Consider the following 24,192-nt stretch of genomic DNA (forward strand, 5'->3'; position numbering starts at 1 on the left):
ACCGTCGGTGCGCGCGGGGGCTCGTCGCGCGGTGCGCCGGGTGGCCTCAGGCGGGGCCGGTCCCCCGGTGCCACGCAGCTCGGGCGATCCGCCTGTCCAGTCTTCGCCTGCGCCATCCCGTCAGGTGGTCCGCGTACACCCGGCCCGCCAGGTGGTCGCACTCGTGTTGCAGGCACCTGGCGAAGAACCCGGTGCCGTGCACCGTGACCGGCTCCCCCGTCACCGTGAAGCCCTCCACCACGGCATGGTCGTACCGTTCCGTGCCCGCCTCCAGACCCGGCAGGGACAGACAGCCCTCCGGGCCCCTGACGACGATCCCGTCCGTCTCCACCAGGCGGGGGTTGACCACATGGCCGAGGTGACGGACGTCCTCGTCGTCGGGACAGTCGTAGACGAAGACCCGCAGATCGACCCCGATCTGGTTCGCGGCCAGGCCCACCCCCTGCGCCGCGTACATCGTGGCGAACAAGTCCTCCACGAGGTCCGCCAGCCCGGGGCCGAAGTCGGTGACTTCCCGGCATTGCTCGCGCAGCGGAGCGTCGCCGAGCAGGGTCAGGGGCCGGACGCGCCCGTGGGCGCCCGGAATGGAACCGTGTCGCATGGCGGCAAGGGTACGGTTCCTTCAGCTCATGCCCGCCGCCGAAGGTATGGGCCGGGATTCGGGTGTGCGAATGGATCTCGATAGGCTGAGGTTCACACCACGTAGCCGGATGGCCCCAGGCGCGGCGCGTACGCAAGGAGGATCGAGAACTGATGGCAGGCAACTCGGACCCGCTCTCGCCGCGGGCCAAGCTGGCCGTGACCGCGGGCAAGGCGGTCGCTGCGGCATCGCGGGCCGCGGGACGCGGCAGCGGGTCGGTGATCGGTGGCCGGATCGCGCTCAGGCTCGACCCCGATCTGCTCGGGCGGCTCGCCCAGAACCTGGACGTCGTCCTGGTGTCCGCCACGAACGGCAAGACCACGACCACCCGGCTCATCGCCGAGGCCCTGCGCGCAGCGGGCCCGGTCGTGTCGAACGCGCTCGGCGCCAACATGCCTGCGGGCATCACCTCCGCCCTGGCGGGCGGTTCCGAGGCGAAGTTCGGCGTCATCGAGGTCGACGAGAAGTACCTGGCCGGCGTGGCCCGGGACACCGACCCGAAGTGCATCGCCCTGCTGAACCTCTCCCGCGACCAGCTGGACCGCGCGGCCGAGACCCGGATGCTCGCCGAGAACTGGCGCGAGGGCCTGGCCGGCTCCAAGGCCGTCGTCGTCGCCAACTGCGACGACCCGCTGGTCGTGTGGGCCGCGTCGTCCTCCGCGAATGTGATCTGGGTCGCAGCCGGACAGATGTGGAAGGACGACGCCTGGTCCTGCCCGTCGTGCGGTGGCGTCATGCAGCGCCCCGGCGACGACTGGTTCTGCGGTGAGTGCGGCTTCCGCCGGCCCACGCCGACCTGGGCGCTCTCCGGCGACCACGTGCTCGACCCGCACGGGTCCGCCTGGCCGATCCACCTGCAGCTGCCCGGCCGCGCCAACAAGGCGAACGCGGCCAGCTCCGCGGCCGTCGCCGCGGTCTTCGGGGTGCCGCCGCAGGTCGCCCTGGAGCGGATGTACCAGGTGCAGGCCGTGGCCGGACGCTACGACGTCGTCCAGTTCGAGAACCGCGACCTCCGGCTGCTGCTGGCCAAGAACCCGGCCGGCTGGCTCGAGACGTTCTCCCTCATCGACCCCGCGCCCGCCCCGGTGATCCTGTCCGTGAACGCGCGCGGAGCCGACGGCACCGACACCTCCTGGCTGTGGGACGTCGACTACACCCGGCTGACCGGCCACCCGATCTTCGTCATCGGTGACCGGAAGCTGGACCTCGCCGTCCGTCTGGAGGTCGCCAACCAGCACTTCCAGGTCTGCGAGAACCTCGACCAGGCCGTGCAGATGTGCCCGCCGGGCCGGATCGAGGTCATCGCGAACTACACCGCGTTCCAGGACCTGCGCCGCCGCGTCGGCAACTGATCTTCGAAGGGCGATCACTCATGAGCGACAACCAACTGCGGCTGGTGTGGATCTACCCGGACCTGCTGAGCACCTACGGCGACCAGGGCAACGCGCTCGTCGTGGAACGGCGGGCCCGGCAGCGCGGCCTGGACGTGGCCCGGCTCGACGTGCGCAGCGACCAGCCGATCCCGACCTCCGGCGACATCTACCTGATCGGCGGCGGCGAGGACCGGCCGCAGCGGCTCGCGGCCGAGCGGCTGCGCCGCGACGGTCATCTGCACCGGGCGGTGGAGAACGGCGCCATCGTGTTCTCGGTCTGCGCGGGCTACCAGATCCTCGGCCACGAGTTCATCAACGACCTCGGCCAGCGCGAGCCGGGCCTCGGCCTGCTCGACGTGGTGTCCGTGCGCGGTGAGGGCGAGCGGTGCGTCGGTGACGTGCTCGCCGACATCGACCCGCAGCTGGGTCTCCCCCAGCTGACGGGCTTCGAGAACCACCAGGGCGTCACCCATCTCGGGCCGACGGCCCGCCCGTTCGCCCGGGTGAAGATCGGCAAGGGCAACGGCACCGGGGACGGCACGGAGGGCGCGTACAACGGGACCGTGTTCGGCACGTACATGCACGGTCCGGTCCTCGCCCGCAACCCGCTGATCGCCGATCTGCTGCTGAAGCTGGCGCTCGACGTCAACGCGCTGCCGCCGATCGACGACCGGTGGTACGAGGCGCTGCGCGACGAGCGCATCGCGGCGGCGCAGCAGCCGGCGTAACCCGCATTTCAGCGCGATTTCAACGTGGTCCGGCAGGCTCGTGGCGGGCCCGCCTGACGGCCCGTCCGCTCACATGTGCGGGCGCGTCCAGCAGGCGGACGCCCGCTACGGAGCCACCCCCAGACGCCGGTAGGGTGGCCGGGAATCCGCCGGACAACGTGGTCCGGTTACCCGGCCCACGTTGAGAAGGTAATTCGGGCTATGCGCATTGGTGTCCTCACGTCCGGCGGAGACTGCCCCGGTCTGAACGCCGTCATCCGGTCCGTCGTGCACCGTGCCGTCGCCGACCACGGCGACGAGGTCATCGGTTTCCGGGACGGCTGGAAGGGCCTCCTGGAATGCGACTATCTGAAGCTCGACCTCGACGCCGTGGGCGGCATCCTGGCCCGCGGCGGCACCATCCTCGGCTCCTCCCGGGTCCGCCCCGGGCATCTGCGGGACGGCGTCGAGCGGGCCAAGGGCCATGTCGCGGAACTCGGTCTGGACGCGATCATCCCGATCGGCGGTGAGGGCACGCTGAAGGCGGCCCGGCTGCTGTCGGACAACGGGCTGCCCATCGTGGGCGTACCCAAGACCATCGACAACGACATCGCCGTCACCGACGTCACCTTCGGCTTCGACACCGCGGTGACGGTGGCGACCGAGGCCCTGGACCGGCTGAAGACCACCGCCGAGTCCCACCAGCGTGTGCTGATCGTGGAGGTCATGGGCCGGCACACCGGCTGGATCGCGCTGCACTCCGGCATGGCCGCCGGCGCCCACGCCATCGTCGTGCCCGAGCGTCCCTTCGACATCGAGGAGTTGACGCGGAAGGTCGGCGAGCGGTTCGAGGCGGGCAAGCGGTTCGCCATCGTGGTCGCCGCGGAGGGCGCCAAGCCGCGGCCCGGCTCGATGGAGTTCGACGAGGGCGGCAAGGACATCTACGGCCACGAGCGCTTCGCGGGGATCGCCCGGCAGCTGTCGGTCGAGCTGGAGCACCGCCTCGGCAAGGAGGCCCGGCCGGTCATCCTCGGACACGTGCAGCGCGGCGGCACGCCGACCGCGTACGACAGGGTGCTGGCGACCCGCTTCGGCTGGCATGCCGTGGAGGCCGTGCACCGGGGCGAGTTCGGCAGGATGACGGCGCTGCGCGGGACCGACATCGTGACGGTGCCGCTGGCGGAAGCCGTGGAGACGCTGAAGACGGTCCCCGTGGAACGGTACGACGAGGCGGAGTGCGTGCTGTAGGGGGTTCGTCCCGGGAGGTGCCTGTTCCGTCGCCGGGTGCCGGTGACTTGTGGCTGGTCGCACGGTTCCCCGCGCCCCTTTCGGGGCGCGCCGCAGCCGACCCCCGGTCGGAGGAGTGACCGGGGGCGGTTCTACTCTTGGGGGCGGACAAGTCGCACAACCCCCACGAAACAGGAGCCGGCGGATGGATCACAGCGGGCACGGCATGATGACGGATCTGCCGCCGTTCACGCTGGGGCGCGGGCTCCAGTGGTCGGCGGATCCGTTCTTCCTCGTGGCCTGTGTGGCCGGGCTGGCCCTGTACGGGTGGGGTGTGGTGCGGCTGCGGCGGCGCGGGGACGCGTGGCCCGTGACGCGTACCGTGTCGTACGTCGTCGGCGTGCTCACCATCGCCCTGGTGATGTGCACCAAGCTGAACGACTACGGCATGGTCATGTTCAGCGTGCACATGGTGCAGCACATGGTGATCAGCATGCTGTCGCCGATCCTGATCCTGCTCGGTGCCCCGGTCACGCTGGCCCTGCGCGCACTGCCGACCGCGGGCAGGGGCCGCAAGGGGCCGCGTGAGCTGCTGCTGATGCTGCTGCACAGCCGGTACATGCGGATCGTCACCCACCCGGCGTTCACCATCCCGCTGTTCATCGCCAGCCTGTACGCCCTGTACTTCACCCCGATGTTCGACTTCCTGATGGGCTCGCGGGCCGGGCACATCGCGATGATGGTGCACTTCCTCGCGGTCGGTGTCGTGTTCTTCTGGCCGATCATCGGTGTCGACCCGGGTCCGCACCGGCCCGGTCACCTGATGCGGATGCTGGAGCTGTTCGCGGGAATGCCGTTCCACGCCTTCTTCGGCATCGCGCTGATGATGGCGACGACGCCCATGGTGAAGACGTTCGAGCACCCGCCGGCCTCACTCGGCATCGACGCGCTGTCCGACCAGAGTGCGGCGGGCGGTATCGCCTGGGCGTTCAGCGAGATCCCCTCGGTGCTGGTGCTGATCGCGCTGCTGTTCCAGTGGTACGGCTCCGAGCAGCGGCAGGCCAAGCGCAAGGACCGGGCCGCCGACCGGGACGGCGACAAGGAGCTGGAGGCCTACAACGCCTATCTGGCCTCGCTGAACGCACGCGAGGGCTGAGCCGCCGTACCCCCTGCGGGCCGGAACCGTCCCGGTTCCGGCCCGCAGCCGTATCCCGCCCGGGCGGGAATCGGGGCACCATGGTCATGGACGGACCAAGAGGAGGGTGTCGCGATGCCCGGTTCCACGAACGGTTCCACCAAGGCGATGGGGGCGCTGACGGTCGGCGGGCTGGTCGTCGTGACCGCCTACACGGTCGCGCTCGGCAGCAACGGCTGGCTGTGGTTCGGCTGGGTGGTGCTGGGGCTGCTGACACTCGCCCTGGTGCTCACACAGTCCTGAGCCGGTCGGCCGCGGGCTGACTACAGTGCCCGCATGAACAGCAGGACGCCCTCGTTCGACGAGCTGGACCGCCAGATCATCACCGCGCTCATGGCGAACGCCCGGACCAGCTTCGCCGAGATCGGCGCGGCGATCGGGCTGTCCGCGACGGCGGTCAAACGGCGGGTCGACCGGCTGCGGGAGACCGGCGTGATCACCGGGTTCACGGCGACGGTGAAGCCTGCCGCGCTGGGCTGGCGCACGGAGGCGTACGTCGAGGTGTACTGCGAGGGCGCGGCCCCGCCCCGGCGTCTGGCGGAGGTCGTGCGCAACCACCCGGAGATCGCGGCCGCCATGACGGTGACCGGCGGCGCCGACGCGCTGCTGCACGTCCGGGCCCGGGACGTGGAGCACTTCGAGGAGGTGCTGGAGCGGATCCGTGCCGAGCCGTTCATCCGGAAGACGATCAGCGTGATGGTCTTGTCCCACCTCCTCCCGGAAAGCCCGGAAGCGGGCGCCACCCAGCCCGCCCCCGAGTGACCCGCAGTGACCCGGCGCCGCGCAGCATCCGTGCGCAGCCAAGCTCCACAACGCAGCGATGCTGCACATCTGCGCAGCTCTCCGCGCTTGTCGCCCGTCTTCCTCCCTTCTTACCGTGGTGACATCCCCAGTGACACACAGGAAACCGGAGGAAACCCTCTGTGTCCGACGCACGTGTGGCGCGTTCCCGGCGCTTTCTGGTCTGTGAACCCAGACATTTCGCCGTCCAGTACGCGATCAATCCCTGGATGCATCCCGACAAGCCGGTCGACGTGGATCTCGCCCAGGAGCAGTGGCAGGCGCTGATCGGCGCCTACCGCGCCCACGGCCACACCGTGGACTCCGTCGAGCCGGTCCCCGGCCTGCCGGACATGGTGTTCTCCGCGAACGCGGCCTTCGTGGTCGGCGGCCAGGTCTTCGGCTCCCTGTTCCACGCCCGGGAGCGGCGCCCGGAGTCGGTGCACTACGACACCTGGTTCAAGGCGGCGGGCTACGACGTCTACCGCCCCGAGTCGGTGTCCGAGGGCGAGGGCGACCTGGTGTGGACGGGCCGGTACGTGCTCGCCGGCACGGGGTTCCGCACCACCCGCGAGGCGCACCGTGAGGTGCAGGAGTTCCTGGGCCACCCGGTGATCGGCCTGACGCTGGTGGACCCGTACTTCTACCACCTGGACACGGCGCTGTTCGTCCTCGACGACGACAACGTCTGCTACTACCCGGAGGCGTTCTCTCCGGGCAGCCGCGAGGTCCTGCGGCGTCTGTTCCCGGACGCGGTGCTGGCCACCCGCGACGACGCGCTGGCGTTCGGCCTGAACTCCGTCTCCGACGGCCGGAACGTCTTCATCGCACCCCGGGCCGAGGCGCTGGCCGAACGCCTCGCCGGCCACGGCTACGTCCCCGTCCCCGTCGACCTGTCGGAGTTCCACAAGGCCGGCGGGGGCATCAAGTGCTGCACCCAGGAGATCCGCTGATGACCGCACCCGCGCGCACCCGTACGTCCGCCGACCTGATCCGCGCCGAGGAGCCGGTCCTCGCCCACAACTACCACCCGCTGCCCGTGGTCGTGGCCCGGGCCGAGGGCACCTGGGTGGAGGACGTCGAGGGCAACCGCTACCTCGACATGCTGGCCGGCTACTCGGCCCTCAACTTCGGCCACCGGCACCCGGCGCTGATCGAGGCCGCCCACCGCCAGCTCGACCAGCTCACCCTCACCTCCCGCGCCTTCCACAACGACCGGCTGGCCGGGTTCGCCGAGCGGCTCTCCGCGCTGACCGGCCTGGACATGGTGCTGCCGATGAACACCGGCGCGGAGGCGGTGGAGAGCGGCATCAAGGTGGCCCGCAAGTGGGCGTACGACGTGAAGGGCGTCCCGGACGGCCGGGCCACCGTCGTGGTCGCCGCGGACAACTTCCACGGCCGTACGACGACCATCGTCAGCTTCTCCACGGACGAGACCGCGCGGGCCGGCTTCGGGCCCTTCACGCCCGGCTTCAGAGTCGTGCCGTACAACGACCTGGCTGCGCTGGAGGAGGCCGTCGACGAGACGACCGCCGCGGTGCTGATCGAGCCCGTCCAGGGTGAGGCCGGCGTGATCATCCCGGACGAGGGTTATCTGGCCGGCGTGCGCGAGCTGACCCGCCGCAAGGGCTGTCTGTTCATCGCGGACGAGATCCAGTCGGGCCTCGGCCGCACGGGCCGCACCCTCGCCGTCGAGCACGAGGACGTCGTCCCGGACATGCTGCTGCTCGGCAAGGCGCTGGGCGGCGGGATCGTGCCGGTGTCCGCGGTGGTGGCCCGGCGCGAGGTGCTGGGTGTGCTGCACCCGGGCGAGCACGGCTCGACGTTCGGCGGCAATCCGCTCGCGGCGGCGGTCGGCACGGCCGTGGTCGAGCTGCTGGAGACAGGTGAGTTCCAGCGGCGCGCCGCCGAGCTGGGGGCGACCCTGCGCGACGGGCTCACCGAGCTGGTCGGCAAGGGTGTGACCGGCTTCCGCGCGCGGGGGCTGTGGGCCGGCGTGGACGTGGACCCGGCGCTCGGCACGGGCCGTGAGATCAGTGAGCGTCTGATGCGCGAGGGCGTCCTGGTCAAGGACACCCACGGCTCCACCATCCGGCTGGCGCCGCCGCTGACGATCACGGCGCAGGAGCTGGGTTCCGCGCTGGCCGCGCTGGAGAAGGTGCTGGCCTGAGGGCCGGGCGGGCGGGGGCCGGTGGCACCGGCCCCCGCCCGCCGGGCGGTCAGCTCGTGCCGAGGAGCCGCTTCATCTCCTTGATCTCCGCGTTCTGCGCGGTGACGATGGCGTCCGCCGTCTTCTTGGCGGGACCGAACCGGCCCTGGTCCTGCTCGGTGGTGGCCATCTCGACGGCGCCCTGGTGGTGCTCGGCCATCAGCGTCAGGAACTTGTTGTCGAACTCCTTGCCGGTGGCCTTCTTCAGGGCCGCCATGTCGGCGTCGCTCATCATCCCGGACATGCCCGCGTGGCCGGAGTGGTCCATGCCGGCCATGGGCGTCCGCTCGCCCCAGGCCTTGAGCCAGCCCGTCATGGTGCGGATCTCCGGGTCCTGTGCCTTCTCGATACGGGCGGCGAGGTCCTTCACCGCGGCCGAGGAGGCCCGGTCGGCGGCGAGCCCGGCCATTTCCAGGGCCTGCTGGTGGTGCGGGATCATGCCCTGGGCGAAGGCGACGTCCTGGGCGTTGTGCGCGGCCGCGGAGGCGCTCGAGGCCGCGGACGTGCTCGAGGCCGCGGACGTGCCGCCGTGGCCGGAGTGGGCGGCGCCGGAGTGACCGGAGCCGTCGCCGTCACCGCCACAGGCGGTCAGGACGAGGGCGGCGGTGGCGGCGACCGCGGTGAAGGCGGCGCGGCGCGTCAGGGTACGGGTGGTCATGCGGGAACTCCTGCTGTCGTGAAGGGATTACGGGCGCGCGTGAGCACGACCGCGGCGCCCGCTCGGGCAGGGCGTGCGGCCGTGGCGGCCTCTAGATCCGCAGGAGCTGGAGTTCGGACAGGTCGGGTGGCGCACGGGCGCCTTCCGGCGCCCCGGCCGGACCGGAGCGCAGGCAGGGTGCCGCCGCGGGGGCGGTCAGCGGGTCCGGGACCGGTGCGGGGAGCTGCGGGCCGCCGTCCACAGCGGCCGAGGCGCAGCTGGGGTCCGCGTGGTGGGGCCGGTGGCCACCGCAGTGGCCGTCACCGTCCATGCAGTCGTCAGGGGCGCCGGCGACGACCGCGCCGTGCGCGGCCCACTCGTGCCCCGGGTGTCCCATGCCGCCGCCGGGTGCGAGGGCGTGCATCCCCAGCAGACCGGCCAGCACCGCCAGCACGAACAGTGCGCGGCACCGCCGCTGGGGCGGTCGCGGGGCGTGCGGTCGGCTGCCGGTCATCGGGGCCATCGTACGGGGCCGGGCGGCGCGCCCCGTCAGGGGCTCACCGGCCTTCCCGCACACGACCGCCAGAGGTTCACCGTCCCTCGCGCACACCGCCGCCCGAGGTACACCGTCCCTCGCGCACACCGCCGCCCGAGGTTCACCGTCCCTCGCACGCACCGCCGCCCGAGGTTCACCGTCCCTCGCGCACACCGCCGCCCGAGGTTCACCGTCCCTCGCGCACACCGCCGCCCGAGGTTCACCGTCCCTCGCGCACACCGCCGCCCGAGGTTCACCGTCCCTCGCACGCACCGCCGCCCGGGGCGAGGGCACGGCGTGTCTCCGACGTGCGTCCCCTGTGGTCTGGTGCCCTGGTCAGGACGGCCGGAGTACGACTTAATGGCACCGTGAGGTCAACCGTCGTCACCCGGTCCCCGAGCATCGGCGGCCGGCCGACGGTTCGGCCCGGAGCCGCATGTCCCCGCGGGCGCGGAGGTCCGTGCCCGGCCGCACCACCGCCGGGCGGTCGCCGAGCGAGCCCTTGCCGAGTGAGGAGCGAGCCGTGTTCTACTACCTGCTCAAGTACGTGGTCCTGGGCCCTCTGCTCAGACTCGTCTTCCGACCCCGGATCGAGGGTCTGGAGCACGTGCCCGCTTCGGGTGCGGCGATCGTCGCCGGCAATCACCTGTCCTTCTCCGACCACTTCCTGATGCCGGCCATCCTGAAGCGCCGCATCACCTTCCTCGCCAAGGCCGAGTACTTCACCGGGCCCGGTCTGAAGGGCCGGCTCACCGCCTTCTTCTTCCGCAGCGCCGGGCAGATCCCGGTGGACCGCTCCGGCAAGGAGGCGGGCCGGGCGGCGATCCGCGAGGGCCTCGGGGTGCTCGGCAGGGGCGAGTTGCTCGGCATCTACCCGGAGGGCACCCGCTCGCACGACGGCAAGCTGTACAAGGGGAAGGTCGGTGTCGCCGTCATGGCGCTGAGGGCGGGGGTACCGGTCGTGCCCTGCGCGATGATCGGCACGTTCGAGGCCCAGCCGCCCGGCAAGGTCGTGCCCCGGATCCGTCCGGTGGCCATCCGCTTCGGCAAGCCCCTCGACTTCTCCCGCTACGCCGGCATGGAGCACGAGAAGGCCGTACTCCGGGCCATCACCGACGAGATCATGTACGCGATCCTGGCGCTGTCCGAGCAGGAGTACGTCGACGAGTACGCGGCCGTCGTCAAGGAACGGCAGACGGCACAGCAGGGTGTGCGGGAGCGCAGGTTCCCGCGGGCGCCGCTGAGTTGACCTCTGCCCTCGGCAGAAGCACCGGGCCGCCGGCGGTCCGCGCACCTAGGCTCGCCGTATGAAGAGGGCTGTGGTGATCGGGGCGAGTGGGCAGATCGGCCGTCCGGTGGTGGAGGCGCTGACCCGGGACGGCTGGGCGGTGACGGCCGCCTCGCGCGGTGGCGGCCGGGACGCGGGCTGGGACGAGGGGGTACGCACGGTCCGGCTGGACCGGGCCGACGACGCGGCCCTGGCCGCCGTGGTGGGCGACGCCTGCGACCTGGTCGTCGACGTGGTCGCCTACGACGCCGCTCACGCACGGCAGTTGACCGCCCTGGCGGGCCGGATCGGCTCCGCGGTGGTGATCTCCAGCGTGTCCGTGTACGAGGACGGCGCGGGACGGGGCTTCGACACCCAGGACCGGCCCGACGGCTTTCCCCGCTACCCGCTGCCGGTCCCCGAGACCCAGCCGACGGTCGCTGCGGGAGAGGAGTCGTACAGCACCCGGAAGGCCGCGATGGAGCGTGAACTCCTCGCGCCGGGCGGGGACTTCCCCGTCACGGTGCTGCGTCCCGGAGCGGTGCACGGGCCGTACAGCCCGTTGCCGCGCGAACTGTACTTCGTCAAGCGGAACCTGGACGGGCGCGAGCGGCGGGTGCTGGCGTACCGGGGGGAGAGCCGGTTCCATTCGTCGGGCGCGCGCAACATCGCCGAGCTGGTGCGGCTGGCGGCGGCCCGTCCGGGCTCGCGGGTGCTGAACGCCTGTGACGCGGAAGCGCCGACGGTCGCCGGGATCGGTGCGGCGATCGACGCCGTCATGGGCGTGGAGACCCGGACCACGTGCCTCGACGGGCCGCCGGCCGGCTCCGTGGGGCTGACCCCGTGGTCGGTGCCGCTGCCGGTGGTGTACGACATGTCGGCCGCGGAACGGGAGTTGGGCTACCGGCCGGTCGTCTCGTACGCCGAGAGCCTGCCGGAGACGGTCGGGTGGCTCACCGGGGCGCTGCGCGGGCAGGACTGGCGGGAGCGCTTTCCGCTGCTCGCCCGGGCCTGCCCGGACCTGTTCGACTACGCGGCCGAGGATGCCTGGCACACCGCCTGAGGACGTGCGGAAGGGGCGGCCGGGAAGCCCGGCCGCCCCTTCTCACCGTACCGGTGCGGTCACGGCTTGGGCGTGGCGTGCGGGGCGCAGGTCACGTCCGCGGAGTCCAGCTTGCCGTCGAGGAGGTAGGCGTCGACGCGCTGGTTGATGCAGGGGTTGACCAGGCTGGTCACACCGTGGGAGCCCGCGTTCTTCTCGGTGATGAGGCGGGAGCCCTTGAAGCGCCGGTGCAGCTCGACGGCGCCCTGGTACGGGGTGGCCGCGTCCCGGGTGGACTGCACGATCAGGACCTTCGGCAGGCCCTTGTGGGTCTTGACCTCTAGCGGGTGGTGCTGCTTGCCCGGCCAGGTGGCGCACGGCAGGTTCATCCAGGCGTTCGCCCAGGTCATGAAGGGGTGGTCGCGGTGCAGCCGGGTGTTGTCCCGGTCCCACTTCCGCCAGCTGGTCGGCCACTTGGCGTCGGCGCACTCGACAGCGGTGTAGACGGCGTTGCTGTTCTCCGAGGCGATGTTCCCCGCGGTGTCCGACAGGTCGGGGGCCGCGGCGTCGACCAGCGCCTGGGTGTCACCGGCGACGTACTTGCTGAACACCGTGGCGACCGGCACCCACGAGGAGTCGTAGTACGGGGCGCTCTGGAAGAAGGAGATCAGCTCGGCCGGGCCGACGACCCCGCCGATGGGGTTCTTCTTGGCCGTGGCGCGCAGTTCGAGCCACTTGGCCTGGACTGCGGCGCGGGTGGTGCCGAGGTGGAAGGCGGCGTCGTTCGCGGCGACCCAGTCCTGCCAGTCCTGCCAGCGGCCCTCGAAGGCGACGTCCTGGTTGAGGTTGGCCTCGTACCAGATGTTCTCGCGCGAGGGGTCGACCACGCTGTCGACGACCATGCGGCGCAGGTGGCCCGGGAACAGGGTGCCGTAGACGGCGCCCAGGTAGGTGCCGTACGAGACGCCCAGGTAGTTCAGCTTCTTCTCGCCCAGCGCGGCGCGGATGACGTCGAGGTCGCGGGCGGTGTTCGGCGTGGTCATGTGCGGGAGCATCGCGGCGCTGCGCTTGCCGCAGCCCTCGGCGTACTCGCGGGCCAGCTTGCGCTGCGCGGTCTTGTCGGCCTCGCTGTCCGGGACCGGGTCGAGCTTCGGCGCCTTGACGAACTCCTGCGGGTCGATGCAGGAGATGGGTGCGGAGTGGCCGACACCACGCGGGTCGAAGCCGACGAAGTCGTACGCCTTGGCGGCGTTGGCCCAGATGGCGTTCTTCGTCGTGACGCGGCGGGGGAAGCGCAGGCCGGAACCGCCGGGGCCGCCCGGGTTGTAGACGAGGGCGCCCTGACGCTCCCCCTTGCCGCCGGTGTTGCCGATGCGGTCCACGGCCAGCTTGATCTGCTTGCCGTACGGGTGGGCGTAGTCCACGGGCACGCTGACCCAGCCGCACTGGATGGGCTTCTCCAGCCCCCAGTCGGCCGGGCAGTCCTGCCAGTCGATGCCCGTCCTGGCGGCCCGGGCGGCGGCTATGGCGGCGCCCTTGGCCTCGCGGTCCGGGCCCGGCCGGCCGACCGCGCCGGCGGTGGGTGCCGACATGGCCCCGGCGATCAGGGTGGCGGTGACGAGTACTCCGGCGGAACCGAGCGCCATGACACGGCTCTTCGGTCTGTTCTCCCTCAAGTGGGGCCCCTCCCGAACTTCGCTGCGAGTGGTCAGGCGGGGATCCTCTCGGCTGTGAGCCCGCTGAGAACAGGGGTCGTCACCCATCTTTACCAATCCGATAACCGGATGATCATGTCCCGCTGAGCGAATCGTGCCGCGGGCCCGGGGTGTACGGTGCCGTGTTCCCCTCGGAGCGATGCGACGTCCGCTAGGGCCTTTCGCCGCAACCGAGTTGGGTCAGCACCTCGTCCATGAGCCGCCGCAGCCGCAGCGCGTCCGGGGCGACGGCGCTGACCAGGGCGGCCGGGCCGGTCAGTGGCACCAGCGCGGCGCACTCCCCCAGGACCTGTGCCCGGACCGGCCGCTGCGCGAACTCGGGGCGCACCACGATCAGCTGGCCCACCGCCCGGTGACCGGCGAGCACCGCGGGGCCGTCCCAGCCGCCCGTGGCCCCGGGCCCGCAGGCCAGTTCCTGGTCCAGTACGGTCCGGCCCGCGATCCGTACGGTCAGTCTGCTGGTGAGCCGCCCGGGCTGCTCCCCGGCCCGGCCCAGCACCTGCTCCTCGCGCAGCACGAGCCGAGCCCCGGCCTCGAGTTCGGCCCGGGTGGTGATACGGAGGTCGCTGCCGTGGGCAGAGATCAACTGCTCCGGCAGCCAGCACAGTTCGGCGTCGCCGGCCACGTGGAGCAGGACGTCGTACCGGGCCTCGCCCTTGGCCTGACCGGGCAGGGCGAGGGTGGCGGCGGCCGACCCGATGTGCAGCCGGGACCCCTGCTCCGCCCTGGCGGTCACGGTGAAGCGGTCGCCGCCGAGCGGGCCGCTCATCGCGCCGACGACCATGACCTTCGCCTCCGGCCCGGCCGACCGGGTGCGGCGCAGCGCCAGCGGGCCCTCGCCGTCCAGCACCGGCAGGGCTGTACCGCCCCGGCCGTCGGCGCGGGCGACGATGCGGGCACTCGCCCGGACCCCGGTGACGGTCATGCCGTCCACGCGCGGAGCCGCCCACGGACCCAGGCGGCCACCTCGGTCACGCCGGTCCCCCCGCGCAACGTCTGGAAGACGACGGGGAGTTCGGCCCGCTGTGCCTTGGCGTCGGCGGCCATCCGGGCGAGGTCGGAGCCGACGTACGGGGCGAGGTCGGTCTTGTTGACCACGAGCAGGTCGGCGGTGGTGACGCCGGGGCCGCCCTTGCGCGGGATGTCGTCGCCGCCGGCGACGTCGATCACGAAGATCTGTGCGTCCACGAGGCCCTTGGAGAAGGTGGCCGTGAGGTTGTCGCCGCCGGACTCGACGAGGATCAGGTCCAGCGGGCCGACCGCGTCCTCCAGGTCCTCCACGGCCTCGAGGTTGGCGGAGATGTCGTCACGGATCGCGGTGTGCGGGCAGGCCCCCGTCTCGACGGCGCTGATCCGCTCGGGCGGCAGCACGGCCTCCCGGAGCAGGAACTCTGCGTCCTCACGGGTGTAGATGTCGTTGGTGACCACGGCGAGCGACAACTGGTCGCGCAGTGCGCGGCAGAGTGCGGCGACGGTGGCGGTCTTGCCGGATCCGACGGGCCCGCCGAGTCCGATGCGCAGGGCACGCCGGGTTCCGTCGGGGCGGTGCGCGTCCGCGCTGAGGGCGGCGGGGCCGGGGTGGGGGTGGTCGAGGTGCACGGGTACGGCTCCTGTGGTCCGAAGGGCCGGCTCTGTTGTCCGGGAGGGTGTGGGGCGGGTGGACGGACGGGTGGGGAGGTCAGGACGCGAACAGCCGTACCGGCCAGGCGGCATGGGCCTCCGCCATGACCTCCAGCAGGGGTGCCGAGGCGGCGGGCAGCGCGTCGGCACCCTCGTCGGCCACTCTCCGGGCCGCCTCCACGGCGGAGTCCGCCACGCGGTCCAGCTCCGGCGCCAGCCGGGCCAGCACCGCCGTCGCGTCGAACGGATCGAGGCTCAGCAGCCGCACGGTGGCCGTCGCCGGTCCGCTCACGCTCTCGTACGCGGCACAGTGGGCCGCGTCCTCGGGCGCGAGTCCGGCCGCCCGGGCGGCGAGGCCGAGCACGACCGGCTGATGGGCGCCCTTGGGGAACTCCCGGGCGAGCACGTCCAGTTCGGCGGACGGCCAGGTGACGCGTGCGGCCCGCAGCAGTTGCCGGCCCAGGCGCCGTGCGGCGGTGCGCAGCGCGGGTGACGGCGTCCGGGCGTCGGCAGCGGCGTCCAGCTCCCGCGGCTCCACGCCCAGTGCGGCAGCGGCCGCCAGCGCGCTCGCCACCAGGCCCGCGGTGTGCAGCCGCCCCCGGCAGAAGTCCTCCAGGCTCGCGGCCGACGTGATGCGCCCCGCCTTGACGGCGGCCTCCGCCCCGCCGGAGTGCGCGTGCCCTCCGGCGGGGAAGCGGCCGTCGGCCAGGACGAGCAGTGCTGCTCTGGACATCAGGCCCCCTCAGAAGAGGAAGTAGCGCTGGGCCATGGGCAGTTCGGCGGCCGGGGTGGCCTCGACCAGTTCACCGTCGATGTGCACGGCGAAGCTATCGGGGTCGATCCGGACGTCCGGCCGCGCGTCGTTCTCGCGCATGTCGGCCTTGGTGACCGCGCGGGTGGACTCGATGGCCACGAACCGCTTGCCGAGCCCCAGCCGCTGCGGCAGCCCGTCCTCGATCGCCGGCCCGGCGACGAAGTTCACCGAGTTGGCGGCCGGGGCCCGGCCGATCGCGCCGTACATCGGACGGGGCAGGATCGGCTGCGGGGTCGGGATGGAGGCGTTGGCGTCGCCCATCTGGGCGTAGGCGATCTGCCCGCCCTTGATGACGAGGAGCGGCTTCACGCCGAAGAACGCGGGGTCCCAGAGCACCAGGTCGGCGAGCTTGCCGGTCTCGACGGAGCCGATCTCGGCGGCGAGGCCCTGGGCGAGCGCCGGGTTGATCGTGTACTTGGCGACGTAGCGCCGGACCCGGTGGTTGTCGGCGCGGCCGTCGCCCGGCAGGGCGCCCCGTCGGCGCTTCATGACGTGCGCGGTCTGCCAGGTGCGCAGGACGACCTCGCCGACGCGGCCCATGGCCTGCGCGTCGGAGGAGATGATCGAGATCGCGCCGAGGTCGTGGAGGATGTCCTCCGCGCCGATGGTGGAGGGCCGGATCCGGGACTCGGCGAAGGCCAGGTCCTCGGGGACGGCCGGGTTGAGGTGGTGGCACACCATCAGCATGTCGAGGTGTTCCTCGGCCGTGTTGACGGTGAAGGGCCGGGTCGGGTTGGTGGAGCTGGGCAGGATGTTGGCCTGCGAGACCACGGTCATGATGTCCGGGGCGTGGCCGCCGCCGGCGCCCTCGGTGTGGTACGAGTGGATGCCCCGGCCCGCGATCGCGGCGAGGGTGTCGCCGACGAAGCCCGCCTCGTTCAGGGTGTCGGTGTGGATGGCGACCTGGATGCCGGTCCGGTCGGCGACGGTCAGCGCGGCGTCGATGACGGCCGGGGTCGAGCCCCAGTCCTCGTGCAGCTTCAGGCCGACCGCGCCCCCGCGGATCTGGGAGAGCATCGCCTCGTGGCTGACGGTGTTCCCCTTGCCGAGGAAGCCGACGTTGACCGGGTAGGACTCCATCGCCTCCAGCATCCGGGCCAGGTGCCAGGGGCCGGGCGTGACGGTGGTCGCCTTGGAGCCCTCGGCGGGGCCGGTGCCGCCGCCGACCAGGGTGGTGACGCCGGAGGCCAGCGCCTCGTCGGCGACCTGGGGACAGATGAAGTGGACGTGCGCGTCGACGGCGCCGGCGGTGAGGATGCGTCCGTTGCCGGCGATGATCTCGGTCTCGGGGCCGATCACCAGGCCGGGGTGGACGCCGTCCATGGTGTCGGGGTTGCCGGCCTTGCCGAGGGCGGTGATCCGGCCGTCGCGGATGCCGACGTCGGCCTTGACGATGCCCCAGTGGTCGACGACGACGGCACCGGTGATCACGGTGTCGGGGGTGCCGTCGGCGCGGGTGGCACGGGACTGGCCCATGGACTCGCGGATGACCTTGCCGCCGCCGAAGACGGCCTCGTCCCCCGAGCTGCCGGGGCCGCCGGAGCGGTCCTCCTCGATCTCGATCAGCAGGTCGGTGTCGGCGAGCCGGATCCGGTCGCCGGTCGTGGGCCCGAACAGGTCGGCGTAGGCGGCGCGGGAGATCTCAGGCATCCAGGGCACCTCCGGTCGCCCCGCGCAGCCCCGGCACGATCCGGGCGCCGGTCAGGGGCACGAGCCCGACCTCGACGGGGATGCCGGGCTCGAAGCGCACGGCGGTGCCCGCGGCGACGTTCAGCCGCTTGCCGCGGGCGGCGGCGCGGTCGAACTCCAGGCCGGGGTTGGCCTCGGCGAAGTGGTAGTGGGAGCCGACCTGGACGGGCCGGTCGGCGGCGTTGAGGACGGTCAGCACGGTGACCTCGCGGCCCTCGTTGCAGATGACGGGGCCGTCCGCGAACAGGATCTCTCCGGGAATCATCGCGGCCCCCTCAGATGATCGGCTCATGGACGGTGACGAGCTTGGTGCCGTCCGGGAAGGTGGCCTCGACCTGGACGTCGTGGATCATCTCGGCGACGCCGTCCATGACGTCGTCCCTGGTCAGGATCTTGCGGCCGGAGGACATCAGCTCGGCGACGGTACGGCCGTCCCGTGCGCCCTCCAGGATGTGCGACGTGATGAGGGCGACCGCTTCCGGGTGGTTGAGCCTGAGGCCACGCGCCCTGCGCTTCTCGGCGACGTCGGCCGCCACGTGGATCAGCAGCCTCTCTTGCTCGTGCGGGGTCAGTTGCACGTCCCACCTCACAGTCCTTGCTCCGGACCGTACGGGGTCCGGTTGCCGCGGCCACCGCGACGGGGACAGGTGTAACACACAGACAAATCCCCGGATCGCCTTCAATCCGGGCGGAAAAACCCCTGGTGGCGTGGATCGGCAGGCTAGAACGCCGGAGTTTCAACGACGTTAAACCAGACCTTGATCCGCCCATGACCCCCCTATGGGGTTCCCTGGAGACGAGCCGGTACCCCCCTTACGGGCTCCCCCGAGGACGAACGGTTCAGGAACCGCCCGGCCTCCGGTGCTCGGCCGCGATCCCGAACCGCTGCTGGTCGCGTGGGACGGATCCGGCCTCGTGGACCCTGGACACCGAGCTGATGACCTGCTCCTCGGCCGGTTCGTCCAGCGCGTCGAGCCGCTCGAGGTCTTCGGCCGAGACCAGCGCCACCAGCGGCTTGCCGTGCCGTGTCACGACGACGCGCTCACCGCCGTACACCACCCGGTTGATCAGGTCGGCGAGTTCAGCCCTGGCTTGGGTCACCGGAATCTCGTAGGCCATACCCCCAGCTTACGGGGCACCTCCGGGCGACCTGCCTCTCCGGCGGCTGCAGCCCGGTGGTCCATTCCTCACCGAAACGGGCGACGAAGCCGCTTCGTCCTGGCGGACCGTCACCGCCCCGCCTCCCGCGGGTTCTGTACGTCCTGTACATTTTTTACAGACAGCTCGCCGAGTGCGGCTCTGCCGCGAGGAAGGGTGTGCCCATGCCCCGACCGTCCGCCCGTCATGTCCTGCCCGAATTCACCGAGCGCACGGGAACCGGCGTACGTACGCTCGATCCCTATGCCAGGCTCTTCGAGGACCGGATCATCCTGCTCGGCGCGCCGGTCGGCCCCGCGCTGGCGACCGACGTGACGGCCCAGCTCATGTACCTCGAACACGCGGCGCCCGACCGGGACATCACGCTGTACATCAACTCGCCGGGCGGCTCGTTCGAGGCCCTCACGGCGGTCTACGACACCATGCAGTACGTCAGTTGCGATGTGGCGACCTACTGCCTGGGACAGGCCGCCTCCACGGCCGCGGTGCTGCTCGCGGCCGGCGCCCCGGGCAAGCGGTTCGCCCTGCCCGGCGCCCGGATGGTGATCGAACAGCCCGCCCTCTCCGAGCCGGTGCACGGCCAGCCCAGCGACCTGCTCCTGCAGGCCGAGGAGTTGTTCCGGATGCGCGCACAACTGGAGCGGATGCTCACCCGGCACACGGGGCGCACGGCCGGGCAGGTCCGTGCGGACCTGGAGCGGGATCTGATCCTGGACGCCGCCGGAGCCGTCGCCTACGGTCTGGTGGACGGCGTCGTGCCCAGCCGCCGGGACACGCCCGGCGCACCGGATGCGAGGTGAGCCCCCGATGCTGCCGGAACTGCCGCCGCTGCCCGCCCTCACCCGCGCCGAAGGTGAGTTGATCGACCGCTACCTGGACTCCGTCGACCTGCTGGGGCGCATCAATCCGGCCCGGCAGACGCAGACCTACCACGGGCTGCGCGCGGCCCAGGCCCTGGTGCGCAAGGCGACAGAGCTGCGCGACGCGCTCGCACTGATGCATCAGCGGGGCGAGACGGAGCTGCACGGGGACACGCTGGCACGGGCGTTGCGGGTGCTGGACGGCGAACGCCGCGCCGCTCGCGTCACGCTCCCGCCCAACGTCGTCGCCTGAGCCGGACGCCCGTCCGGCCCGACGGGATCACCGCGCCGACACACGCCGTTCGGACCGGACTTGAAACGGCCCGAACGGCTTACCCCCGACCGGCGTACCGTCAGATCGTTCTCCGGGCTTCCCGAGTTGCGCACGACGCCCGTCCGGGGGGTCCCGGAAAACGCTTAGTCCCAGGTCCGGGGCTACGTCCGGGTCCTGACGGACACTCGAACGCAGTAGTGTCCACCCGAACGGGTGAGTGGTGAGTAACGCCACAAATCCCCGATTCCATTGGGATTTTCAGACACTCATACGTGAAGATCCCTGTCTGACGACAAGCCCCCGCCACCGCGGCGGGGCGGTCCGGGCGGACGCCGAGTCCTGCCGCCGCCCGGATGACCGGTCGACAGGAGTGGATCGGCAGGAGTGGAGGACCCAAGCAAGACGGGTCGCCGGAACGGATGTCCGTCTGTTCGACACAGACGGGCGTGAGGTTCCGAGCAGCCCTTGGGGTGAAGCCGTGGCAACGCGGCCGGGCAACTTCGCCAGCCCGAATCCGACAGGTCATCCTTCACAGGCGGCTGACGAAGGGTTGCGCATGACTGCGCTCAATCGTGTCCCGTCGCTGATGGCCCGGGCCGGCACGGCCTCGGCACTCACTCTCGCCGCCGTGGGCGGCTCGATCGCGGTGCCCGGCCTCGCCACCGAGGCCTCCGCCGCGACGACGGCGACCAAAGCACTGCAGGTCGCGGCCTCCAAGAAGGGGGCTCCGTACGCGTGGGGCGCCACCGGACCGCGCAGGTTCGACTGCTCGGGGCTGACGCTCTACTCCTACAAGAAGGCGGGCAAGAAACTGCCGCGTACCGCCGCCCAGCAGTACAACAAGACGCACCACATCAGTGCCCGGCACCGCAAGGCGGGCGATCTGGTGTTCTTCCACTCGGGTTCCAGCGTCTACCACGTCGGCATCTACGCCGGCCACGGCAAGATCTGGCACGCCCCGAAGACCGGCGACGTGGTCAAGCTCCAGAAGATCTGGACCAGGAGCGTCTGGTACGGCCGGGTGAGCTGACCCGCCGTCATGCCAGGAGCGGCTCCAGCAGCAGGGCCGCTCCCCGTGCCGTCAGCGCCACCCCGGTGCCCGCCTGGAGCCCATGGGCGGCCTGGGGCCTGCGCAGCCACCCTCCGAGCCGGTGCACCGGCAGGGCGACGCCCTGGGACCACACCGGCGCCGGCGCGCACACGATCAGCGTGAGCAGCAGCGTCCGGGGCAGGGAGTGGCCGTAGGCGCCGCCGAACAGCTGCAGGGCCCGGAACGGAGTGCGTGGCTCGGGGTGGCTGTCGTACCGGAGACGGTGGCCCGGACCGCGGTCGCGCCGGTCGGGGTACGCCCCCTGGAGGACGGCCGTCTGCGCCGCACGGTCCCGGCGGCCCGCTTTTCCCCGCTTCGGCGCCCTGCACTCAGAGTTCCTGCGGTCCCCCCGCCGGTACCGACGCGGCCGAGACCGACCACGGGAGTTCGATGAAGACCGTCTTGCCACCCTCGCGGGTGGGGCGGATCCGGAGTCTCCCGCCGCACTCCGCGGTGAGCCAGCGGATGATGACCATGCCGCGGCCGTTGTCCTGCTGGACGGCCGCGGGCAGTCTCTTCGGAAAGCGTGGATGGCTGTCCGTGACGCCGATGCGCAGGTGTTCGTCATGGTGCAGCGCGATGTCGACCGTGAAGGTGGGTGACTGGCCGAAGGTGTGCTGTACGGCGTTGGTGGCGAGTTCGGAGACGATGAGCCGGACGGTGTCGGCCACGTCGGTGTCGGACGGAAGGCCCCACTCCGCGAGGGTTCCCACGACGTAGGTGCGGGCGGCGGAGACCGAGGCGGGATCGCTCGGCAGAGTGACGGATGCTTCCAGATGGTCTGCCATGGCGACGTCGTCCCTTTCCCACGGGACCGCGGTCCGACATACAGCGGATGGTTCGAGTACGGTCCCGGACTGGTGCTTGCTCGCCAGACTGCCATCAACGCCCGGTCACGGGGAGCGATCCACCAAGATATGCATATATCTGTCGCTCGAAGCGGTGAACTCTGCGACGCGAGACCGTATTTGGGTGGCCCGGAAGGAGTAAGGAGGAGGTCATGCAGAACGGTCCGGCAGTGCGCCGACGGAAACTGGGCGCCGAACTGCGGATGCTGCGCACCTGTGCCGGGCTCACGAGCGGCGAGGCGGCGCGGCTGGTCGGCTGGCACCAGTCGAAGGTGAGCCGTATCGAGACCGGCGCCAGCGGTGTGAAACCGGCCGATCTGAGGTTACTCCTCGACGCCTACGGTGTCCGGGACGGACATCTGCGCGAGTTGCTGCTGATGCTCGCGGGGTCGGAGGACGCGGGCGGCCGGCACCGCTGGTGGCACGCCTACCGCGGGGTGCTGCCCCCCACGTACCGCGACTTCATCAGCCTGGAGTCGCAGGCCAGCGCCATGCGCACCCTGGAGACCACGGTCGTGCCCGGTCTGCTGCAGACCGCCGAGTACGCCCGCGCGGTGACCCGGGCGGCCGTGAACGACCTGGACGAGGACCGGCTGGACGCGCTGGTCGAAGTGCGCCTGGCCAGGCAGGACGTGCTGCGTTCGGATCCGCCGCTGGTGCTGAGCGCGGTGCTGGACGAGGCGGTGCTGCGCCGCGAGGTCGGCGGTCCCGGGGTGATGGCGCGGCAGCTCGAACGGCTGATGGAGGCGGCCCGGCTGCCGCAAGTACGGCTCCAGGTGCTGCCCTTCGGGGCGGGGGCACATGTCGGCCTCACCGGGCCTTTCGTTATCTTCTCATTTCCGAGCACTTCTGATCTGGATGTGGTTGTTCTCGACCAGTTGACGAGTAGCCTCTATCTGGAACGGAAAGAAGACCTGATGGCCTACTCCGAGGCCTTCAACACCCTTCAGTTCCACGCCCTTTCCCCCGAGGACTCGTTGGACTACATCGCCGGGATAGGTGACGGCGCGTAAGGAGGCACCATGTCCGTTCTGCCTCGGAACGTTTCTGCCAGTACCGATCTGCACGACGTGCGCTGGCTGCGCAGCAGCTACAGCACGGGAGCGAACAACTGCGTGGAGACGGCCCGGCCGCACTCCGGCCCGGAGGCCGGACTGCTCGCCGTGCGCGACTCGAAGGATCCCGCCGGACCCTCACTGCTCTTCTCCCCCGAGAGCTGGACGGGATTCGTCACCACGCTCTGACCGACCTGGTCACTTTCCGTTCAAAATCGATCAGTTTTCCATCAATCTCGTGCGATACACGGCCGTGTCACGCCGACTCATGGTCGCGTCTCGCCGATGACCCGTACAGCGCGTTCGATCTCCGCCCCGGAGAGGTCCGCGCGGGCGGTGAGCCTCAGCCGTGAGACGCCGTCGGGCACGGAAGGAGGACGGAAGCAGCCCACGGCCAGGCCTGCCGCACGGCAGTCGGCCGCCCAGCGCACCGCCTGCTCCGGGGACGGAGCCCGCACGGAGACCACCGCCGCGTCCGGACGTACCGCCTCCAGACCCGCGGCGGTCAGCCGCGCGTGCAGTTCCGCGGCCACCTCACGGGCCCGCGCCGCCCGTTCGGGCTCGCGCTCCAGCAGCCGCAGCGCCGCCAGCGCGGCACCGGCCGCCGCGGGTGCCAGGCCGGTGTCGAAGATGAAGGTACGGGCCGCGTTGACCAGGTGGTCGATCACCCGGGACGGGCCGAGCACCACCCCGCCCTGGCTGCCCAGCGACTTCGACAGGGTCGCCGTGGCCACCACGTCGGCGGCGCCCGCGAGCCCGGCCGCGTACGGCGCGCCCCGGCCGCCCTCGCCCAGCACGCCCAGGCCGTGGGCGTCGTCCACGACCAGTCCGGCGCCGTGCTCCCGGCACGCCGCCGCCAGTTCGGCGAGCGGGGCCCGGTCCCCGTCGACGGAGAACACCGTGTCGGAGACGACGATCGCCGTGCCCTCGTGCGCGGCCAGGGCCTTGCGCACGGCCTCGGGGTCCGCGTGCCCCACGACCTGCCGGTCGCCCCGGGCGAGCCGGCAGCCGTCGATGAGGGAGGCGTGGTTGCCCGCGTCGGAGACGATCAGGGAGCCGTGCGGACCGAGCGCGGTGACGGCGGCCAGGTTGGCGGCGTACCCGGAGGAGAAGACCAGGGCCGCCTCGAACCCGCAGAACGCGGCCAGCGCCTGCTCCAGCTCGGTGTGCAGCTCGGTGGTGCCGGTGACGAGCCGGGAGCCGGTGGAGCCGCCGCCCCAGGTCCGGGCGGCCCGGGCCGCTCCCTCGGTGACCTCGGGATGGCGGGTCAGGCCCAGGTAGTCATTTCCGGCCAGGTCCAGCAGCGGCGAGCCGGCGGGGCGCGGGCGCAGGGTGCGTACGAGTCCGGCGCGGCTGCGCGCCTCGGCCTGCTCGTCGATCCAGCCGAACGCCATGGGTCCTCCGGTGCTTTTGTAGGTAGCGGACAGACACTAGCGGCCAGCCCTGCCGCCCAGGGT

General features: G+C 71.7%; 29 protein-coding genes and 1 riboswitch. Of the genes, 15 read left to right on the forward strand and 14 right to left on the reverse strand.

What is annotated here, in order from left to right; translation table 11 throughout:
* Positions 1-46: 46 nt before the first annotated feature.
* Positions 47-601 carry a peptide deformylase gene (def, locus tag JK359_RS13040; RefSeq protein WP_201835168.1) on the reverse strand — a complete coding sequence of 185 codons (555 nt, stop codon included), beginning with the start codon at positions 599-601 and terminating at the stop codon, positions 47-49.
* Between the two features lie 152 nt (positions 602-753).
* Here def and JK359_RS13045 point away from each other — a divergent pair, with 152 nt between their 5' ends.
* From JK359_RS13045 to rocD, 8 genes are all read left to right on the forward strand, one after another.
* A complete protein-coding gene (locus JK359_RS13045) occupies positions 754-1,992 on the forward strand; it encodes a Mur ligase family protein (protein ID WP_201835169.1) in 1,239 nt (412 codons plus the stop codon).
* Positions 1,993-2,012: 20 nt separating this feature from the next.
* A complete protein-coding gene (locus JK359_RS13050; RefSeq protein WP_201835170.1) occupies positions 2,013-2,741 on the forward strand; it encodes a type 1 glutamine amidotransferase in 729 nt (242 codons plus the stop codon).
* Between the two features lie 201 nt (positions 2,742-2,942).
* Positions 2,943-3,968 carry a 6-phosphofructokinase gene (locus JK359_RS13055; RefSeq protein WP_201835171.1) on the forward strand — a complete coding sequence of 342 codons (1,026 nt, stop codon included), beginning with the start codon at positions 2,943-2,945 and terminating at the stop codon, positions 3,966-3,968.
* Positions 3,969-4,152: 184 nt separating this feature from the next.
* Positions 4,153-5,103 carry a cytochrome c oxidase assembly protein gene (locus tag JK359_RS13060; protein WP_201835172.1) on the forward strand — a complete coding sequence of 317 codons (951 nt, stop codon included), beginning with the start codon at positions 4,153-4,155 and terminating at the stop codon, positions 5,101-5,103.
* 114 nt (positions 5,104-5,217) lie between these two features.
* The gene (locus JK359_RS13065) at positions 5,218-5,385 is read left to right on the forward strand and encodes a hypothetical protein (protein WP_201835173.1); all 168 of its coding nucleotides are present in this window, start codon (positions 5,218-5,220) and stop codon (positions 5,383-5,385) included.
* A gap of 33 nt (positions 5,386-5,418) precedes the next feature.
* Positions 5,419-5,904, forward strand: coding sequence for an Lrp/AsnC family transcriptional regulator (locus JK359_RS13070; protein WP_201835174.1), 486 nt, complete (start codon positions 5,419-5,421; stop codon positions 5,902-5,904).
* A 161-nt stretch (positions 5,905-6,065) separates the two neighbouring features.
* Entirely contained in the window at positions 6,066-6,875 is an 810-nt protein-coding gene (ddaH, locus tag JK359_RS13075; RefSeq protein ID WP_201835176.1) for a dimethylargininase, read from the forward strand.
* Positions 6,875-8,092 carry an ornithine--oxo-acid transaminase gene (gene rocD, locus JK359_RS13080; protein WP_201835178.1) on the forward strand — a complete coding sequence of 406 codons (1,218 nt, stop codon included), beginning with the start codon at positions 6,875-6,877 and terminating at the stop codon, positions 8,090-8,092. The genes ddaH and rocD overlap by 1 nt, the downstream gene beginning before the upstream one ends.
* 49 nt (positions 8,093-8,141) lie before the next feature.
* On the opposite strand, the gene JK359_RS13085 is transcribed toward rocD, so the two are convergent.
* On the reverse strand, positions 8,142-8,789 hold the full coding sequence (locus JK359_RS13085) for a DUF305 domain-containing protein (RefSeq protein ID WP_201835180.1): 648 nt from the start codon (positions 8,787-8,789) through the stop codon (positions 8,142-8,144).
* A 91-nt stretch (positions 8,790-8,880) separates the two neighbouring features.
* Positions 8,881-9,282: a DUF6153 family protein gene (locus JK359_RS13090; RefSeq protein WP_201835182.1), complete on the reverse strand. Its 402-nt coding sequence runs from the start codon at positions 9,280-9,282 to the stop codon at positions 8,881-8,883.
* Positions 9,283-9,826: 544 nt separating this feature from the next.
* On the opposite strand from JK359_RS13090, the gene JK359_RS13095 reads away from it, so the two are divergent.
* Together JK359_RS13095 and JK359_RS13100 are read left to right on the forward strand one after the other, a co-directional pair.
* Entirely contained in the window at positions 9,827-10,552 is a 726-nt protein-coding gene (locus JK359_RS13095; protein ID WP_201835184.1) for a lysophospholipid acyltransferase family protein, read from the forward strand.
* A gap of 58 nt (positions 10,553-10,610) precedes the next feature.
* Positions 10,611-11,633, forward strand: coding sequence for an NAD-dependent epimerase/dehydratase family protein (locus JK359_RS13100; protein ID WP_201835186.1), 1,023 nt, complete (start codon positions 10,611-10,613; stop codon positions 11,631-11,633).
* A gap of 59 nt (positions 11,634-11,692) precedes the next feature.
* Here JK359_RS13100 and JK359_RS13105 read toward each other — a convergent pair whose 3' ends face one another.
* The 8 genes from JK359_RS13105 to JK359_RS13140 all read right to left on the reverse strand — a co-directional run bounded on the left by JK359_RS13105 (position 11,693) and on the right by JK359_RS13140 (position 18,569).
* Positions 11,693-13,258, reverse strand: a complete 1,566-nt coding sequence (locus JK359_RS13105) for an alpha/beta hydrolase (RefSeq protein ID WP_201835188.1) — start codon at positions 13,256-13,258, stop codon at positions 11,693-11,695.
* A 220-nt stretch (positions 13,259-13,478) separates the two neighbouring features.
* On the reverse strand, positions 13,479-14,252 hold the full coding sequence (locus tag JK359_RS13110; protein WP_201835190.1) for an urease accessory protein UreD: 774 nt from the start codon (positions 14,250-14,252) through the stop codon (positions 13,479-13,481).
* Positions 14,249-14,926 carry an urease accessory protein UreG gene (gene ureG, locus JK359_RS13115; protein WP_201835192.1) on the reverse strand — a complete coding sequence of 226 codons (678 nt, stop codon included), beginning with the start codon at positions 14,924-14,926 and terminating at the stop codon, positions 14,249-14,251. Before ureG ends, JK359_RS13110 begins: the two co-directional genes overlap by 4 nt.
* 79 nt (positions 14,927-15,005) lie before the next feature.
* Positions 15,006-15,680 carry an urease accessory protein UreF gene (locus tag JK359_RS13120; RefSeq protein ID WP_201835194.1) on the reverse strand — a complete coding sequence of 225 codons (675 nt, stop codon included), beginning with the start codon at positions 15,678-15,680 and terminating at the stop codon, positions 15,006-15,008.
* A 9-nt stretch (positions 15,681-15,689) separates the two neighbouring features.
* A complete protein-coding gene (locus JK359_RS13125) occupies positions 15,690-17,411 on the reverse strand; it encodes an urease subunit alpha (protein WP_201835196.1) in 1,722 nt (573 codons plus the stop codon).
* Entirely contained in the window at positions 17,404-17,715 is a 312-nt protein-coding gene (locus JK359_RS13130) for an urease subunit beta (protein ID WP_201835203.1), read from the reverse strand. Before JK359_RS13130 ends, JK359_RS13125 begins: the two co-directional genes overlap by 8 nt.
* A gap of 10 nt (positions 17,716-17,725) precedes the next feature.
* Positions 17,726-18,028, reverse strand: coding sequence for an urease subunit gamma (locus JK359_RS13135; protein ID WP_059248006.1), 303 nt, complete (start codon positions 18,026-18,028; stop codon positions 17,726-17,728).
* A 262-nt stretch (positions 18,029-18,290) separates the two neighbouring features.
* Positions 18,291-18,569, reverse strand: a complete 279-nt coding sequence (locus JK359_RS13140) for a type II toxin-antitoxin system Phd/YefM family antitoxin (protein WP_201835205.1) — start codon at positions 18,567-18,569, stop codon at positions 18,291-18,293.
* Between the two features lie 203 nt (positions 18,570-18,772).
* Between JK359_RS13140 and JK359_RS13145 the strand changes: the two genes are divergently transcribed.
* The 3 genes from JK359_RS13145 (at position 18,773) to JK359_RS13155 (ending at position 20,772) form a co-directional block, all read left to right on the forward strand.
* A complete protein-coding gene (locus JK359_RS13145; protein ID WP_201835207.1) occupies positions 18,773-19,408 on the forward strand; it encodes an ATP-dependent Clp protease proteolytic subunit in 636 nt (211 codons plus the stop codon).
* Between the two features lie 7 nt (positions 19,409-19,415).
* Entirely contained in the window at positions 19,416-19,721 is a 306-nt protein-coding gene (locus JK359_RS13150; protein ID WP_201835209.1) for a hypothetical protein, read from the forward strand.
* A 419-nt stretch (positions 19,722-20,140) separates the two neighbouring features.
* Positions 20,141-20,295, forward strand: a riboswitch (cyclic di-AMP (ydaO/yuaA leader).
* 3 nt (positions 20,296-20,298) lie between these two features.
* A complete protein-coding gene (locus tag JK359_RS13155; protein ID WP_201835210.1) occupies positions 20,299-20,772 on the forward strand; it encodes a C40 family peptidase in 474 nt (157 codons plus the stop codon).
* Between the two features lie 7 nt (positions 20,773-20,779).
* Here JK359_RS13155 and JK359_RS13160 read toward each other — a convergent pair whose 3' ends face one another.
* On the reverse strand, positions 20,780-20,944 hold the full coding sequence (locus JK359_RS13160) for a hypothetical protein (protein WP_201835212.1): 165 nt from the start codon (positions 20,942-20,944) through the stop codon (positions 20,780-20,782).
* 217 nt (positions 20,945-21,161) lie between these two features.
* Positions 21,162-21,620, reverse strand: coding sequence for an ATP-binding protein (locus JK359_RS13165; protein ID WP_201835214.1), 459 nt, complete (start codon positions 21,618-21,620; stop codon positions 21,162-21,164).
* Positions 21,621-21,832: 212 nt separating this feature from the next.
* Here JK359_RS13165 and JK359_RS13170 point away from each other — a divergent pair, with 212 nt between their 5' ends.
* On the forward strand, positions 21,833-22,693 hold the full coding sequence (locus tag JK359_RS13170) for a helix-turn-helix domain-containing protein (protein ID WP_201835216.1): 861 nt from the start codon (positions 21,833-21,835) through the stop codon (positions 22,691-22,693).
* 9 nt (positions 22,694-22,702) lie between these two features.
* On the forward strand, positions 22,703-22,924 hold the full coding sequence (locus JK359_RS13175; RefSeq protein WP_201835217.1) for a DUF397 domain-containing protein: 222 nt from the start codon (positions 22,703-22,705) through the stop codon (positions 22,922-22,924).
* A gap of 77 nt (positions 22,925-23,001) precedes the next feature.
* On the opposite strand, the gene JK359_RS13180 is transcribed toward JK359_RS13175, so the two are convergent.
* On the reverse strand, positions 23,002-24,129 hold the full coding sequence (locus JK359_RS13180) for an 8-amino-7-oxononanoate synthase (RefSeq protein ID WP_201835218.1): 1,128 nt from the start codon (positions 24,127-24,129) through the stop codon (positions 23,002-23,004).
* Between the last annotated feature and the right edge of the window lie 63 nt (positions 24,130-24,192).

It is taken from the genome of Streptomyces actinomycinicus (genome assembly GCF_016741775.1).
Lineage (GTDB): Bacteria > Actinomycetota > Actinomycetes > Streptomycetales > Streptomycetaceae > Streptomyces > Streptomyces actinomycinicus.

What these genes read in the sequence shown, in the direction of transcription:
- def (WP_201835168.1), bottom strand. Translation starts at nt 601, where the DNA reads ATGCGACACGGTTCCATTCCGGGCGCCCACGGGCGCGTCCGGCCCCTG.
- JK359_RS13045 (WP_201835169.1), top strand. Translation starts at nt 754, where the DNA reads ATGGCAGGCAACTCGGACCCGCTCTCGCCGCGGGCCAAGCTGGCCGTG.
- JK359_RS13050 (WP_201835170.1), top strand. Translation starts at nt 2,013, where the DNA reads ATGAGCGACAACCAACTGCGGCTGGTGTGGATCTACCCGGACCTGCTG.
- JK359_RS13055 (WP_201835171.1), top strand. Translation starts at nt 2,943, where the DNA reads ATGCGCATTGGTGTCCTCACGTCCGGCGGAGACTGCCCCGGTCTGAAC.
- JK359_RS13060 (WP_201835172.1), top strand. Translation starts at nt 4,153, where the DNA reads ATGGATCACAGCGGGCACGGCATGATGACGGATCTGCCGCCGTTCACG.
- JK359_RS13065 (WP_201835173.1), top strand. Translation starts at nt 5,218, where the DNA reads ATGCCCGGTTCCACGAACGGTTCCACCAAGGCGATGGGGGCGCTGACG.
- JK359_RS13070 (WP_201835174.1), top strand. Translation starts at nt 5,419, where the DNA reads ATGAACAGCAGGACGCCCTCGTTCGACGAGCTGGACCGCCAGATCATC.
- rocD (WP_201835178.1), top strand. Translation starts at nt 6,875, where the DNA reads ATGACCGCACCCGCGCGCACCCGTACGTCCGCCGACCTGATCCGCGCC.
- JK359_RS13085 (WP_201835180.1), bottom strand. Translation starts at nt 8,789, where the DNA reads ATGACCACCCGTACCCTGACGCGCCGCGCCGCCTTCACCGCGGTCGCC.
- JK359_RS13090 (WP_201835182.1), bottom strand. Translation starts at nt 9,282, where the DNA reads ATGACCGGCAGCCGACCGCACGCCCCGCGACCGCCCCAGCGGCGGTGC.
- JK359_RS13100 (WP_201835186.1), top strand. Translation starts at nt 10,611, where the DNA reads ATGAAGAGGGCTGTGGTGATCGGGGCGAGTGGGCAGATCGGCCGTCCG.
- JK359_RS13105 (WP_201835188.1), bottom strand. Translation starts at nt 13,258, where the DNA reads ATGGCGCTCGGTTCCGCCGGAGTACTCGTCACCGCCACCCTGATCGCC.
- JK359_RS13110 (WP_201835190.1), bottom strand. Translation starts at nt 14,252, where the DNA reads ATGACCGTCACCGGGGTCCGGGCGAGTGCCCGCATCGTCGCCCGCGCC.
- JK359_RS13120 (WP_201835194.1), bottom strand. Translation starts at nt 15,680, where the DNA reads ATGTCCAGAGCAGCACTGCTCGTCCTGGCCGACGGCCGCTTCCCCGCC.
- JK359_RS13125 (WP_201835196.1), bottom strand. Translation starts at nt 17,411, where the DNA reads ATGCCTGAGATCTCCCGCGCCGCCTACGCCGACCTGTTCGGGCCCACG.
- JK359_RS13130 (WP_201835203.1), bottom strand. Translation starts at nt 17,715, where the DNA reads ATGATTCCCGGAGAGATCCTGTTCGCGGACGGCCCCGTCATCTGCAAC.
- JK359_RS13140 (WP_201835205.1), bottom strand. Translation starts at nt 18,569, where the DNA reads ATGGCCTACGAGATTCCGGTGACCCAAGCCAGGGCTGAACTCGCCGAC.
- JK359_RS13145 (WP_201835207.1), top strand. Translation starts at nt 18,773, where the DNA reads ATGCCCCGACCGTCCGCCCGTCATGTCCTGCCCGAATTCACCGAGCGC.
- JK359_RS13150 (WP_201835209.1), top strand. Translation starts at nt 19,416, where the DNA reads ATGCTGCCGGAACTGCCGCCGCTGCCCGCCCTCACCCGCGCCGAAGGT.
- JK359_RS13155 (WP_201835210.1), top strand. Translation starts at nt 20,299, where the DNA reads ATGACTGCGCTCAATCGTGTCCCGTCGCTGATGGCCCGGGCCGGCACG.
- JK359_RS13165 (WP_201835214.1), bottom strand. Translation starts at nt 21,620, where the DNA reads ATGGCAGACCATCTGGAAGCATCCGTCACTCTGCCGAGCGATCCCGCC.
- JK359_RS13170 (WP_201835216.1), top strand. Translation starts at nt 21,833, where the DNA reads ATGCAGAACGGTCCGGCAGTGCGCCGACGGAAACTGGGCGCCGAACTG.
- JK359_RS13175 (WP_201835217.1), top strand. Translation starts at nt 22,703, where the DNA reads ATGTCCGTTCTGCCTCGGAACGTTTCTGCCAGTACCGATCTGCACGAC.
- JK359_RS13180 (WP_201835218.1), bottom strand. Translation starts at nt 24,129, where the DNA reads ATGGCGTTCGGCTGGATCGACGAGCAGGCCGAGGCGCGCAGCCGCGCC.